This window comes from Klebsiella sp. 10-1, from assembly GCF_009758445.1.
Classification (GTDB): Bacteria; Pseudomonadota; Gammaproteobacteria; order Enterobacterales; family Enterobacteriaceae; genus Klebsiella; species Klebsiella scottii.
In genome coordinates, this window is record NZ_WQRE01000007.1 from 74,636 (window position 1) to 87,791 (window position 13,156).

At 57.3% G+C, this 13,156-nt stretch carries 13 protein-coding genes and 1 pseudogene; 9 read left to right on the forward strand and 5 right to left on the reverse strand.

All coding sequences use genetic code 11. The features are described from left to right. Positions 1-7 precede the first annotated feature (7 nt). Entirely contained in the window at positions 8-2,452 is a 2,445-nt protein-coding gene (gene hrpB, locus GO007_RS22025) for an ATP-dependent helicase HrpB (RefSeq protein WP_095103706.1), read from the reverse strand. Positions 2,453-2,579: 127 nt separating this feature from the next. On the opposite strand from hrpB, the gene thpR reads away from it, so the two are divergent. The 9 genes from thpR to panD all read left to right on the forward strand — a co-directional run bounded on the left by thpR (position 2,580) and on the right by panD (position 9,747). After that, positions 2,580-3,116 (forward strand): RNA 2',3'-cyclic phosphodiesterase, encoded by a 537-nt coding sequence (gene thpR / locus GO007_RS22030; RefSeq protein ID WP_095103708.1) that lies wholly within the window; start codon positions 2,580-2,582, stop codon positions 3,114-3,116. Further along, complete coding sequence (gene sfsA / locus GO007_RS22035) at positions 3,116-3,844, forward strand: DNA/RNA nuclease SfsA (protein WP_095103709.1); 729 nt, start codon at positions 3,116-3,118, stop codon at positions 3,842-3,844. The genes thpR and sfsA overlap by 1 nt, the downstream gene beginning before the upstream one ends. A 152-nt stretch (positions 3,845-3,996) precedes the next feature. Continuing rightward, a complete protein-coding gene (dksA, locus tag GO007_RS22040) occupies positions 3,997-4,452 on the forward strand; it encodes an RNA polymerase-binding protein DksA (protein ID WP_004858018.1) in 456 nt (151 codons plus the stop codon). Positions 4,453-4,510: 58 nt separating this feature from the next. Next, positions 4,511-5,392, forward strand: coding sequence for a tRNA glutamyl-Q(34) synthetase GluQRS (gene gluQRS, locus GO007_RS22045; RefSeq protein WP_095103710.1), 882 nt, complete (start codon positions 4,511-4,513; stop codon positions 5,390-5,392). A 179-nt stretch (positions 5,393-5,571) separates the two neighbouring features. Further along, positions 5,572-6,966: a polynucleotide adenylyltransferase PcnB gene (pcnB, locus tag GO007_RS22050; RefSeq protein ID WP_095103712.1), complete on the forward strand. Its 1,395-nt coding sequence runs from the start codon at positions 5,572-5,574 to the stop codon at positions 6,964-6,966. After that, the gene (gene folK / locus GO007_RS22055; RefSeq protein WP_095103713.1) at positions 6,963-7,442 is read left to right on the forward strand and encodes a 2-amino-4-hydroxy-6-hydroxymethyldihydropteridine diphosphokinase; all 480 of its coding nucleotides are present in this window, start codon (positions 6,963-6,965) and stop codon (positions 7,440-7,442) included. Before pcnB ends, folK begins: the two co-directional genes overlap by 4 nt. Before the next feature lie 117 nt (positions 7,443-7,559). Continuing rightward, complete coding sequence (gene panB / locus GO007_RS22060; RefSeq protein WP_095103715.1) at positions 7,560-8,351, forward strand: 3-methyl-2-oxobutanoate hydroxymethyltransferase; 792 nt, start codon at positions 7,560-7,562, stop codon at positions 8,349-8,351. Between the two features lie 11 nt (positions 8,352-8,362). Further along, entirely contained in the window at positions 8,363-9,217 is an 855-nt protein-coding gene (gene panC, locus GO007_RS22065) for a pantoate--beta-alanine ligase (protein WP_041144089.1), read from the forward strand. 149 nt (positions 9,218-9,366) lie between these two features. Further along, entirely contained in the window at positions 9,367-9,747 is a 381-nt protein-coding gene (panD, locus tag GO007_RS22070; RefSeq protein ID WP_095103716.1) for an aspartate 1-decarboxylase, read from the forward strand. Between the two features lie 328 nt (positions 9,748-10,075). Here the strand turns inward: panD and GO007_RS22075 are convergent, their stop codons facing one another. The 4 genes and pseudogenes from GO007_RS22075 to GO007_RS22090 all read right to left on the reverse strand — a co-directional run bounded on the left by GO007_RS22075 (position 10,076) and on the right by GO007_RS22090 (position 13,072). Then, positions 10,076-10,552, reverse strand: coding sequence for a DUF2778 domain-containing protein (locus GO007_RS22075; RefSeq protein WP_095103719.1), 477 nt, complete (start codon positions 10,550-10,552; stop codon positions 10,076-10,078). Next, positions 10,549-11,031: pseudogene (locus tag GO007_RS22080) on the reverse strand (Hcp family type VI secretion system effector). Before GO007_RS22080 ends, GO007_RS22075 begins: the two are co-directional and overlap by 4 nt. Before the next feature lie 289 nt (positions 11,032-11,320). After that, entirely contained in the window at positions 11,321-12,568 is a 1,248-nt protein-coding gene (locus GO007_RS22085; RefSeq protein ID WP_095103720.1) for a polysaccharide deacetylase family protein, read from the reverse strand. Between the two features lie 63 nt (positions 12,569-12,631). Then, complete coding sequence (locus tag GO007_RS22090; protein ID WP_095103721.1) at positions 12,632-13,072, reverse strand: PTS sugar transporter subunit IIA; 441 nt, start codon at positions 13,070-13,072, stop codon at positions 12,632-12,634. Positions 13,073-13,156 lie beyond the last annotated feature (84 nt).

Here is a 13,156-nt window from a genome sequence, read left to right on the forward strand (position 1 = left end):
GCTGGGCTCAGCGCGAACCCGGCGACGAATACTTTTTGGTGCGGCGGGTCGCCGCGGCGTTTGCCGGATCGTCCGGCCAGACGTGTTTGGGGTAGCGCCCCTTCATCTCTTTTTGCACTTCCCGATAGGCTCCCTGCCAGAATGCGCTGAGATCGCGGGTAATTTGCAGCGGGCGCTGGGCGGGCGACAGCAGCTCCAGCACCAGCGCCATGCGGCCCTGGGCAATCATCGGAGTCGTCGCTTCGCCAAACATCTCCTGCATGCGTACCGCCAGAGCCGGCGGGTTTTCCTCATGGTAACGAATGGCGATCCGGCTGCCCGTCGGCACGACGTAGTGCGTTGGCAGCTCGCTATCGAGCTTCTGGCGCAGCGGCCACGGCAGCCAGTTTTGCAGCGCCTGGCGAATATCCAGCGCCCTGAACGCGCGCAGCGAGTGCACTCCGCTCATTTGCGGCAGCAGCCACTCCTCCAGCGTAGCCAGCAGCGAAGCCTCATCAACCGCCGGCCACGCCTCCTCCGGCAGCCACTGCGCCGCGCAGTGCAGGCGCAGACGGAGCTGCTCCGCCTCCGCCGTCCAGTTCAGCACGCTGAGGCCTTTATCGCGAATGCCGTTGAGCATCGCCCGGTGCAGCTCCTCTTCCGACGGTTTTGCCAGCGGCTGAGTTTTGATCACCAGCTGCCCGATACAGGTGCGTCGCCAGGCCTTCAGCGTTCCCTGCGCCTCATCCCACTCCACGGTATCGGAGCGCTGCGCCAGATCCGGCAGCTGCTCGAGCAGCGCGGTAATATCCAGCGGTTGCGCAAGTAAAATGCGCGCATCCGGCGATGAGCTTCCCTGCAGCAGCAGAGGCGCAATCAGCCACTCATGGCGTCCGAACGCGTCATCGGCGTTAAGCATCGCCCCCATGCCGTTTGCCAGCTGATAGCGCCCCTCCTGGCCGCGTCGGCGGGCAATCCGGTCGGCAAAGGCCGGCGCCAGCAGCAGCGCCGCGCGCTGCGCGTCCGGATAGCCTCCGCGGCTGCCGAGGCGCTTCAGCAGCTGCTGCGCCCGCTGCTGCCAGCCAGGCTGCTGGCGGGCAAACGCCGAGCCAAGATCGCTATTGCCGCCGCGCGGCGGTTCTTCGAGGATCGCCGCCAGCTTAGCCGCCGTTGCCGCCGCATCGGGAGAGTCCGCCGCAGTCAGCATGGCCGCAAGGCGCGGATCGTTGCCCAGCGCGGCCATTTTACGCCCGCGCGCCGACAGCCTGCCGCCCTCCAGCGCCGAGAGCGCCGTCAGCAGGCGCCGGGCCGCCGCCAGGTTGGCTTCCGGCGGCAGATCCAGCCAGCGGAGTTCGGCGGGATCGTGACATCCCCACTGCAGCAGCTCCAGCAGCAGCGACGACAGATCGCTTTGCAGGATCTCCGGGTCGCTCTGCGCCGCCGCGCGTTCCGCCTGCTCTTTGGCGATCAGATGCAGGCAAATACCGGGCTCCAGACGCCCGGCGCGACCGGCGCGCTGGGTCATGGATGCCTGGCTGATACGCTGAGTTATCAGGCGGGTTAAGCCGGTGCGGGGGTCAAAGCGGGCAACCCGCTCCTGGGCGCTATCCACCACCAGACGGATCCCCTCAATGGTCAGGCTGGTTTCGGCGATATTGGTCGCCAGCACCACCTTGCGCGTTCCCTTCGCCGCCGGCAGAATCGCCTTACGCTGCTCGCTCAGCGGCAGCGCCCCGTACAAGGGGCAGATAGCCACATCGTCGGCAACCCGCCCGGCCAGTTGCTCCTGCACCCGCTGAATTTCGCCGACGCCGGGGAGAAACAGCAGCATCGACCCGCTCTCCTGGCGCAGCAGCTCGGCGGCGGCTATCGCCACCGCCTCATCAAAGCGCTGGTGTGCGGCGAGCGCCTGATAGCGCTTCTCCACCGGGAAAGCCCGGCCTGCGGAGGTAATCACCGGCGCCTGCGGCAGCAGCCGCTGCAGGCGATCGTTGTCCAGCGTCGCCGACATAATCAGCAGCTTAAGATCGTCACGCAGGCCCTGCTGCACGTCAAGCAGCAGGGCGAGGGCCAGATCCGCCTGCAGGCTGCGTTCGTGGAACTCATCGAGGATCACCAGCCCAACGCCCGTCAGCTCGGGATCGTGCTGGAGCGTGCGCGTCAGGATCCCCTCGGTGACCACTTCGATTCGGGTATTCGGCCCGACGCAGGTTTCCGCACGCATCCGGTAGCCCACGGTATCGCCCGGCTTCTCGCCCAGCAGTTCGGCCAGGCGCTGCGCCACGTTGCGCGCCGCCAGCCGGCGCGGTTCCAGCAGGATAATGCGCCCGTCGATATGGCCCGCCGCGAGGATTTGCAGCGGCAGCCAGGTCGATTTACCGGCGCCGGTTGGCGCATTGAGCAACACCTGCGGCGCCTGCTGCAGAGCGGAGAGAAGTTCGGGGAGGACGGCGGCAACCGGCAATGAGGACACGAAAGGCTCCAGGGCTTAACATTCAAGGGCAGGCATTGTAGCATCACGCCAGACTTGTCGTCTTTCGCGTTGCAGATCCGCTGCAGGTTGACATTCATCGCACTGAAATGATTAGCGGGTATTTATCATGTCCGAGCCGAAAAGGCTGTTTTTCGCCCTTGAACTGCCTGAAGAGGTGCAGCGACAGATCGTCGACTGGCGCGCCCTGAGCTTCCCGGATGACGCCGGCAGGCCGGTGGCAAAAGATAATCTGCACCTGACGCTGGCGTTTCTTGGCGAGGTCAGCGCGGATAAGCAGCGCGCGCTGGCGGCGCTGGCGGGACGCATTCGCCAGCCCGGCTTTACGCTGACCCTCGACGATGCCGGACAGTGGCTGCGTTCGCGCGTGGTGTGGCTCGGTACGCGCCAGCCGCCGCGCGGCGTGCTGCAGCTGGCCAGCATGCTGCGCGCGCAGGCGGCCCGCAGCGGCTGCTATCAAAGCCCGCAGCCGTTCCACCCGCATATCACCCTGCTGCGCGACGCCCGCAGCGCGGTCCCCATTCCGCCGCCCGGCTTCAGCTGGACGTTTGCGGTCCGTGAATTTGTACTTTATGAATCCAGCTTTGCCCGCGGACGTACCCGCTATACCGCGCTGGAACGTTATCCCTTCAACAAGGAAAGCTGATGCAGTTCAACCCACCGCTCCAGTCCGCCGTTCTGATTAAACGTTACAAACGATTTCTGGCCGACGTTGTGACTCCCGACGGGCGGGAGCTGACCCTGCACTGCCCGAACACCGGGGCGATGACCGGCTGCGCTACCCCCGGCGATACCGTCTGGTATTCGACCTCTGACAACGTGAAGCGCAAGTATGCCCATACCTGGGAATTAACCGAAACCCAGCAGGGCGCGACAATTTGCGTGAATACTTTACGCGCCAATACGCTGGCGAAAGAGGCGATACTGGCGGGAAATATTCGCGAACTTTCTGGCTATAATACGTTGAAAAGTGAAGTGAAATATGGTGGTGAGAATAGCCGCATCGATATTATGTTACAGGCAGAAGATCGACAAAACTGCTATATTGAAGTGAAATCGGTTACCTTAGCGGAAAAAGAGAGCGGTTATTTCCCCGATGCGGTCACCGAGCGCGGCCAGAAGCACCTGCGGGAGCTGATGGGCGTGGCGGCAGCGGGAGATCGGGCGGTTATTTTGTTCGCCGTGCTGCATTCGGCGATCGACCGTTTTTCTCCCGCTCACCACATTGATGCCAGATACGCACAGCTATTGATTGAAGCGCAAACCAAGGGGGTTGAAATTCTCGCATATAAAGCGGAACTTTCTACCGAGATGATGACTCTGAATAAGCCGATTACCGTGGTGTTAACTCCCGGTAAACAAACGGCTAAATAGTGTCCGGGTCGCGAGCGCAAATACGCTTTTCTTCACAGGGTTGTCAAGTGTAACGTTTAGATAATTGCTATCCGGAAAAGCATCTGCTATTTATAGCGGCCTGATTTTTCCCCCACCATGGGGATCGATAGTGCGTGTTAAGGAGAAGCAACATGCAAGAAGGGCAAAACCGTAAAACATCGTCCCTGAGTATTCTCGCCATCGCTGGGGTGGAGCCGTACCAAGAGAAACCGGGCGAAGAGTATATGAATGAAGCCCAGCTAGCGCACTTCAAGCGTATTCTTGAAGCATGGCGTAATCAACTCAGGGATGAAGTGGATCGCACCGTATCACACATGCAGGATGAAGCAGCTAACTTCCCGGACCCGGTAGATCGTGCCGCTCAGGAAGAAGAATTCAGCCTGGAACTGCGTAACCGCGATCGCGAACGTAAACTCATCAAAAAGATCGAGAAAACACTGAAGAAAGTCGAAGACGAAGATTTCGGCTTTTGTGAATCCTGTGGCGTTGAGATCGGCATTCGCCGTCTGGAAGCGCGTCCGACCGCAGATCTGTGCATCGATTGCAAAACTCTGGCGGAAATTCGCGAAAAACAGATGGCTGGCTAATCCACTTCGCTATCGTATCTCCGGCGGGAGTTTCTCCCGCCTACATGCTCTATAGACCATGAATGACTCACGCTATACAGGCCGCTTTGCCCCCTCACCTTCCGGCGAACTCCATTTCGGTTCCTTGATTGCCGCACTCGGCAGCTATCTACAGGCTCGGGCAAAAAACGGGATCTGGCGCGTACGCATTGAGGATATCGACCCGCCGCGGGAAGTTCCCGGCGCTGCCGATACCATTCTGCGCCAGCTTGAGCACTACGGACTGCACTGGGATGGCGAAGTGCTGTGGCAGTCGCAGCGTCATGAAGCCTACCGCGAGCACCTTGCCTGGCTGCATGAGCAGGGGCTTTGCTATTACTGCACCTGCACCCGCGCGCGTATTCACTCCGTCGGCGGCGTCTATGACGGCCACTGCCGCGACCTGCGGCTGCCGGCTCAGAACGCCGCTCTGCGCATACGCCAAACCCGTCCGGTTCTCGCGTTTTATGACCAGCTGCGCGGCACCATCGTTGCCGACGAGCCGCTGGCGCGCGAAGATTTTATTATCCACCGCCGCGACGGCCTGTTCGCCTATAATCTTGCGGTAGTGGTGGACGATCGTTTCCAGGGAGTGAGCGAGATAGTCCGCGGCGCCGATCTTATTGAGCCCACGGTGCGGCAGATTTCGCTCTACCAGCACTTCGGCTGGCAGGCGCCGGATTATATGCATCTGCCGCTGGCGCTGAACGCCGAGGGGAATAAACTCTCCAAACAAAATCACGCCCCGGCGCTGCCGGAAGGCGATCCGCGTCCCGAAATTATACGGGCGCTAATGTTTCTTAATCAGGATGTTGAGCAGGAATGGCGAGCGTTGAGTATCGATGATTTACTCAAACAGGCGGTAGCGAACTGGAAACCGGAAAAAATCCAGCATTCTCAAATGGCTCCCGCTGAGCTATGATTAGCCGCAATTTTTACTCATCGCCTTACGCATTGCCGCTGCGATAGCCGCATTTGTCCGCCCAGGTGACATAGTTCGCTATGCAACCGGGAGCCCACAAGCCTGTCGCCGTGCTGCAATCTGAAGTCCATAGAGTAGCTTTTTGGTCCTGAAGTCAGTCTGACACTACGAGGTGCAACATTTTTACCCGAGTCGCTAATTTTTGCCGTAAGGTGCTAAGCCGTGAGGAACGCGAGGCAGAAGCCGCCGTCGAACAAACGCATATGACGGTTATCCCGCGTGAACAGCATGCAATTTCCCGCAAAGATATCAGTGATAATGCCCTCAAGGTGCTCTATCGACTGAACAAGGCGGGCTACGAAGCCTATCTCGTCGGCGGTGGCGTACGCGACCTCCTGCTTGGCAAGAAACCGAAAGATTTCGACGTCACCACCAGCGCTACCCCGGATCAGGTACGTAAACTGTTCCGCAACTGCCGCCTGGTCGGTCGCCGTTTCCGTCTGGCTCACGTCATGTTCGGGCCGGAGATTATCGAAGTCGCCACCTTCCGTGGTCACCACGAAGGGCATACGACCGATCGCGTAACCTCGCAGCTCGGCCAGAACGGCATGCTGCTGCGCGATAACATCTTCGGCTCCATCGAAGAAGATGCCCAGCGCCGCGATTTCACCATTAACAGCCTTTACTACAGCGTTGCCGACTTTACCGTGCGCGATTACGTTGGCGGCATGAGGGATCTGCAGGAAGGCGTTATCCGCCTGATTGGCGATCCGGAAACCCGCTACCGCGAAGATCCGGTACGCATGCTGCGCGCGGTGCGCTTTGCCGCCAAGCTCAATATGAGCATCAGCGCAGAAAGCGCCGAGCCGATCCCGCGCCTTGCGGCGCTGCTTCACGACGTCCCTCCGGCGCGTCTGTTTGAAGAAGTGCTGAAGCTGCTGCAGGCGGGCTACGGTTTTGATACCTATATGCTGCTGCGCGAATACAACCTGTTCCAGCCGCTGTTCCCGACCATCACCCGCTACTTTACCGAGCACGGCGATAGCCCGATGGAGCACATCATCACCCAGGTTCTGAAGAACACGGATAACCGCATCCATAACGATATGCGCGTTAATCCGGCGTTCCTGTTTGCGGTGATGTTCTGGTATCCGCTGCTGGAAATGGCGCAGAAAATTACCCAGGAAAGCGGCCTGGCGTACAACGACGCCTTCCTGCTGGCGATGAACGACGTGCTGGACGAAGCCTGCCGTACGCTGGCGATTCCGAAGCGCATCACCACCCTGGTTCGCGATATCTGGCAGCTGCAGCTGCGGATGTCCCGCCGCCAGGGCAAACGCGCGTGGAAGCTGATGGAGCATCCAAAATTCCGCGCCGCGTACGATCTGCTTGAGCTGCGCGCCGGCGCCGAAAAGAACGGCGAGCTGCTGCGCCTGACCAAATGGTGGGGCGAGTTCCAGGTAGCCCCGCCGCCAGATCAAAAAGATATGCTGAACGAACTCGATGAAGAGCCGGCACCGCGCCGCCGTCATCGTCGTCCACGCAAACGCGCCCCGCGCCCGGGCGGCGCATGACGCTCGCCTTTATCGCCCTCGGCAGCAATCTGGCCGCTCCTCTGGAGCAGGTTAATGCTGCCGTCGCTGCGCTGGCGGAGATCCCCAACAGCCGGATCGTCGCCGTCTCCTCTTTCTACCGCACGCCGCCGCTGGGACCGCAGGATCAGCCTGACTACCTTAACGCCGCCGTCGCGCTGGAGACCGGGCTTGCCGCAGAAGAGTTGCTGAATCATACCCAGCGCATCGAGCTGCAGCAGGGTCGCGAACGCAAGGCCGAACGCTGGGGCCCGCGCACGCTCGATCTTGATATCATGCTGTTTGGCGAGCAGGTTATTGACAGCGAACGCCTGACGGTGCCGCATTACGACATGAAAAACCGCGGCTTTATGCTGTGGCCGCTGTTTGAGATTGCCCCTGAACTCCATTTTCCTGACGGCGTCGCGTTACGCACCGTACTGACCCGGCTCGCTGCCGATAAACCCGCCCTCTGGTAGTCCCCGCGGCTTTAAGCAATTACGGCAATCGTGGTCATCGGTTGCCTAAAACCGTTGCCCCCTCCAATGCTGCTGTTAGAATGCCGGTTAATATGACTTTCATCATCAGGAAACGTTATGAAACCGACCACTATCGCCCTGCTGCAGAAATGCAAACAGGAGAAGAAGCGCTTCGCCACGATCACCGCCTACGACTATAGCTTCGCCAGGCTGTTTGCCGATGAAGGCATCAACGTGATGCTGGTTGGCGACTCGCTGGGCATGACGGTACAGGGCCACGACTCCACGCTGCCGGTGACGGTCGAAGACATTGCCTACCACACCCAGGCAGTACGTCGCGGCGCTCCGGCCTGCCTGCTGCTCGCCGACCTGCCGTTTATGGCCTACGCCACGCCGGAACAGACCTTTGCCAATGCCGCCGTGGTGATGCGCGCGGGGGCGAATATGGTCAAAATCGAAGGCGGCGCGTGGCTGGCTGAGACCGTAAAAATGCTGACGAAACGGGCGGTGCCGGTTTGTGGTCACCTTGGCCTGACGCCGCAGTCGGTTAACGTTTTTGGCGGCTATAAGGTTCAGGGACGCGGCGATGCGGCCCAAACGCTGCTTGACGACGCGCTGGCGCTGGAAGCCGCAGGCGCGCAGCTGCTGGTGCTGGAGTGCGTGCCGGTCGCGCTGGCCCAGCGCGTTACCGACGCGTTGACCATCCCGGTGATCGGCATCGGCGCGGGCAACGTTACCGACGGGCAAATCCTCGTTATGCATGACGCCTTCGGCATCACCGGCGGCCATATCCCTAAATTCGCTAAAAATTTCCTCGCCGCAGCAGGCGACATACGCGCGGCGGTACGGCAGTATATTGCCGAAGTGGAGTCCGGCGTCTATCCGGGCGAAGAACACAGTTTCCATTAAGGAGTCTTGTTGTGCTGATTATTGAATCCCTGCCGCTGCTGCGTCAGCATATCCGCCGTTTACGTCAGGAAGGCAAGCGCATTGCGCTGGTCCCCACCATGGGCAACCTGCATGACGGTCATATGAAGCTGGTTGATGAAGCGAAAGCCAGCGCTGACGTCGTGGTGGTCAGCATTTTCGTTAACCCGATGCAGTTCGACCGCCCTGACGATTTGACGCGCTACCCGCGCACGCTGCAGGACGATTGCGAGAAGCTGAACAAACGCAAAGTGGACTTCGTATTCGCACCGGCTCCGGCGGAAATCTATCCGCACGGTACCGAAGGTCAGACCTACGTCGATGTTCCAGGCCTGTCGACCATGCTTGAAGGGGCCAGCCGTCCGGGCCACTTCCGCGGCGTCTCCACCATCGTCAGCAAACTGTTCAACCTGGTGCAGCCGGACGTTGCCTGCTTTGGCGAGAAGGATTTCCAGCAGCTGGCGCTGATCCGCAAGATGGTTGCCGACATGGGTTACGATATCGAGATTATCGGCGTACCGATTATCCGCGCCAAAGATGGCTTAGCGCTCAGTTCACGCAACGGCTACCTTACCGCTGACCAGCGCAAGATCGCCCCAGGGCTGTATAAAGTGCTGAATAGCGTGGCGGAAAAGCTGGCGGCCGGCGATCGTAATCTGGATGAAATGATTACCCTTGCCGGGCAGGAGCTGGACGAAAAGGGCTTCCGCTCCGACGATATTCAGATCCGCGATGCGGATACGCTGCTGGAGCTGACGGAAACCAGCCAACGGGCGGTGATCCTGATGGCAGCATGGCTCGGCCAGGCGCGTCTTATCGACAATAAAATCGTCGAGCTCGGCCTGTAGACAAAGGTTAAAAACCGGGCAATACTGCCCGGCATTTGCTCAAGCGGATGCGACATCCGCTTCGTTTTCGTCAGGTAGATACCCGCAATAGTTCGAGTGCAGCCAGCCTGTATGCCGCTTGAAGTATGACGGGAATAAAGGTAGACACTATGATTCGTAATATGCTGCAGGGCAAACTCCACCGCGTAAAAGTCACTCAGGCCGATCTGCACTATGAAGGCTCCTGCGCTATTGACCAGGATTTCCTTGATGCGTCCGGGATCCTCGAAAATGAGGCGATCCATCTCTGGAACGTGACTAACGGTAACCGCTTCACCACCTACGCCATCGCCGCCGAGCGCGGCTCCAGAATCATTTCCGTTAACGGCGCGGCGGCGCACTGCGCCAGCGTCGGCGATATTCTGATCATCGCCAGCTTTGTCACCATGAGCGATGAAGAAGCCCGCAGCTGGCGGCCAAAGGTCGCCTATTTTGAAGGCGACAACGAAATGAAGCGCCAGGCCAAAGCCATTCCGGTCCAGGTTGCCTGATAGCTCATCGCTGACGGCGCGCCGCGCAGGCGGAGCGCCGTTCAGTCGGCCCCGTAAAAACCTATAGCTAATTAGTCTCTGGTACGCTGAGGATTAACGCTTTTAATTAAAGCCGTTATATAAACGACTATTGATACAATCAATAGTGACGTGAGACAAACAGACAGAAAATAATACTTATCCCATGTAAAATCGGACATAAACCCCGTAAGGTCCGTAATCAGTCTGTACATTTTAACTTCAGGTATCAGCACGTAGAGCAGGACGAATGTAACGGTAAAGAGTAATGCTTCCCCGAACCATAATAGTACGTATTGTATTGGCTTCATTAGTAGACCTGTACGGTACCGAAAGCGGTTAATGACGCAGTTATCTGTATTGTGGGCGTATTCAGCAACGCATCACGCAACAGCATGAAGTCAGATAATCGGGGTAGCGTAATACAACCTTCACTTACACCTTTATAACCAGCAGGATGAAGTCTGAAGTTTCCCCTTCGAACATGGCCAATAAATGTATGATCATTAATCTGCGAATCGTATCGATACAGGGCAAACCATATCGACCGATCCGACCCAGAAATAAACGACGCTACAGAATCACTTACCATCGTAACTATCCCCCCGGTACCACGCGTAACGATGTAGTACAGACCCGGCGGCAATGGTCCGATAGAAGGTATAGCTACATCATCAGGATTGTTACGTGATGCTCCTGTACCAGAATAGGCAGGAAAAAATCCTATACCAGGACAACTGAGATTACTTAGCTGATTCCCGTTCAGATAGAAGGTACCTTGAATCATCGTTCATTCCATGAATCCGAGAAAATAATATTACCATCACAATGTTTCCATGTGATTTTCTCATAGCGTAATGAAACAGCCTCTAAGTGATTATGTTTCTCTGTCGCGGGGTTTTTACAATCGTGCATCACTGGACAAATAGAGATTACCTTTACGTTTTCAAGTAACATATTAAAGTATTCTTCTTCCTGACCTGAGTAGTTAATTTTGTACCATTTAATCTCTACACTTTTCAGAGTTTGCCCTTGCGCCACGGCCTTATAGATATATGGACTTGATGAATCAAATTATTTTTGAAAAGTTAACGGTGCATGTAAACGCGTGCCGGTGATCTTTCCCGTACTGTTATCAGTCGGAAGATGTAACCTATGACTAAAACCGAGAACCTCAATACTCCCCTCGCGTTTTATAACATCAACCGCCCCTTTGATATCAGCCCCACCATCATCTTTCATCCATAAATAAGCCGGAATTGCCATTTCTGTACATCCTTTTACTGTTATTACGCTGAATAACCATAAATAAAGGATGGATTTTATGCAAGAACGTAAACTCTGAAAATAAATAGAGTCATTCGTCAATTTTATACAATTAAAATCCCGTCAGGTGGCTAACCAACGGAATGGGCCGGTAAAGCATAACAGGCAATGAAAGTGCCGTTCAGACTGCTATTGTTGAGCGCTGTGAGTACCTTCAGACCGTACCCTGTGCCTGCATTCCCAGTGCCCCTTTCTAACTTTTCGATATTGATGACCAGGACGGCCCAACCTACCCCTGCGGCTGGTTGCTGATCAGCCGCGACATCGTCTCCAGCGAATCCGTGCGCAGAATATAGAGCCGCTTCAATAAGAACGGATTATCCCCGGGTTTCACCTTCCCTCTCACCGTGGTCACCGCCATATGAAAACCGGCATCGTTCGCGGCTTTGACCGCCGTGGCGTTATAGCCGCCAAACGGATAGGAGAGATACAGCACGTGCGGATTAAACTGCGTCAAGGCGCGGCGCGAGTGCTCAAAATCAAACAGGATGTTGTGGTAGCTGCGGCTCAGCAGAATCGGATGATGCCAGGCATCAACCCGATGCAGAAAATGGGTATGCGACTGCACGTCAAAGACGTCCTGAATCTGCTTCAGCTCAGAAATACTCATAAACTGCAGCGATTTAGGCGCCCATTTCTGCGGATGGCGCTTAATGCGCGAGGAGATAATAAACGCCGTGGCGTGAAAGCCATACTGCCTGAGGATCGGCCAGGCGTAGCGGTTGACCGATTTCAGGCCGTCATCAAAGGTGATCGCCACCGCACGCGCCGGCAGGTTGATCTTATTGCGCACGTAGCCTTCCAGCTGGTACATGTTCAGGGTGGTGTAGCCCTGGTCGCGCAGCCAGGTCATCTGGTTGCTGAAGGCGCGTACGGAGGTGGTGGTCGAGGTATGGCGAAAGCGGGTGTTCTCTTCATCACGCAGGATATGATGATAGGTGAGGATCGGAATGCCGTTATCCTGCTGGGCGTCCAGGCTACTGACCCACGCCAGGCGATTGCCGATACGAATTTGAAACCAGGTCTGATTCAGCCGATCTTTCAGCTTACTGATTATCGGATAGCGCAAATTATTGGCCAGCGTGCCGAACGGCGCGCTGCCGCTGGATGGCGCGTCGTAAACCGGGGTATCTTTCCAGGTGAGCAGGTTTTGATTACTCAGCGACTTATGCAAATCGCCAAGGCTGTCCTCCACCCGCTGCTTACCCTGCACCGGCTGCAGATGGCCTTTATCGATAAAACCGGTACCAAAGCCGAAGCTGAATTCATAATAATCGGCGGCCGTCGGCACGACGGCAATAATTTGCCCGGCCCGGATATTACCGACGCTGACCACCTGATTGCCGATCTGCGCCCAGATAACCGCGTCTTCAGCGGTTTGCATATAGCGAGCAGGAACGCCCTGTTGGCTTAACAGGCTGGCAGAGGCGCTGAGCGACGTCAGCAGGAGGAGCAGAGCAAAGATTCGGGCAAACATCGACGTCTAACCGCTGGAAAGAAACTGCCGCCATTGTAACAAAAGCGGCATCAATACCAACGCCTAATTGCCGAACGCTTCATGCAGCAGGCGGAAAGGCGGATTCTTTTGCTGCTGGTGCCAGAGGCTGCTGACTACCGGGCCTCCGGCGCTGACTATCGCCTCGCGAAACGCTTCGCTGCTCAGGCTCTCCCGCAGAAGATACATTCTCTCTAACAATGGATAGTCGATTCCGGAGATCACTTCGCAGTGGGTATGCTTATGGCTCATTAGCGCCGCGACCCGATACGGCGCCGCGCCGGTTTCATCGGTCAGAAAGATCGCGCCATCGCCGCTATCGGTTGCGTGCAGCGCGTCGCACATCATCCGGCTCAGCATATTGCTGCTGAGATTACGCCAGTAGTTCACCGCCCGACACTGCGTCAACGGGCCATATTTTTTTTCCAGACGGTCCAGCAGTTCCTGCGCTTTATCGTCATGACAAGCAATTACCCAACCTAACATCGCCTACCTCCTTAGCAGGAGGCTAATTTAACAAGGGGAATGATTGATGTCGGTGATGGCAGTCAAGATTAGCGGATAGCGCTT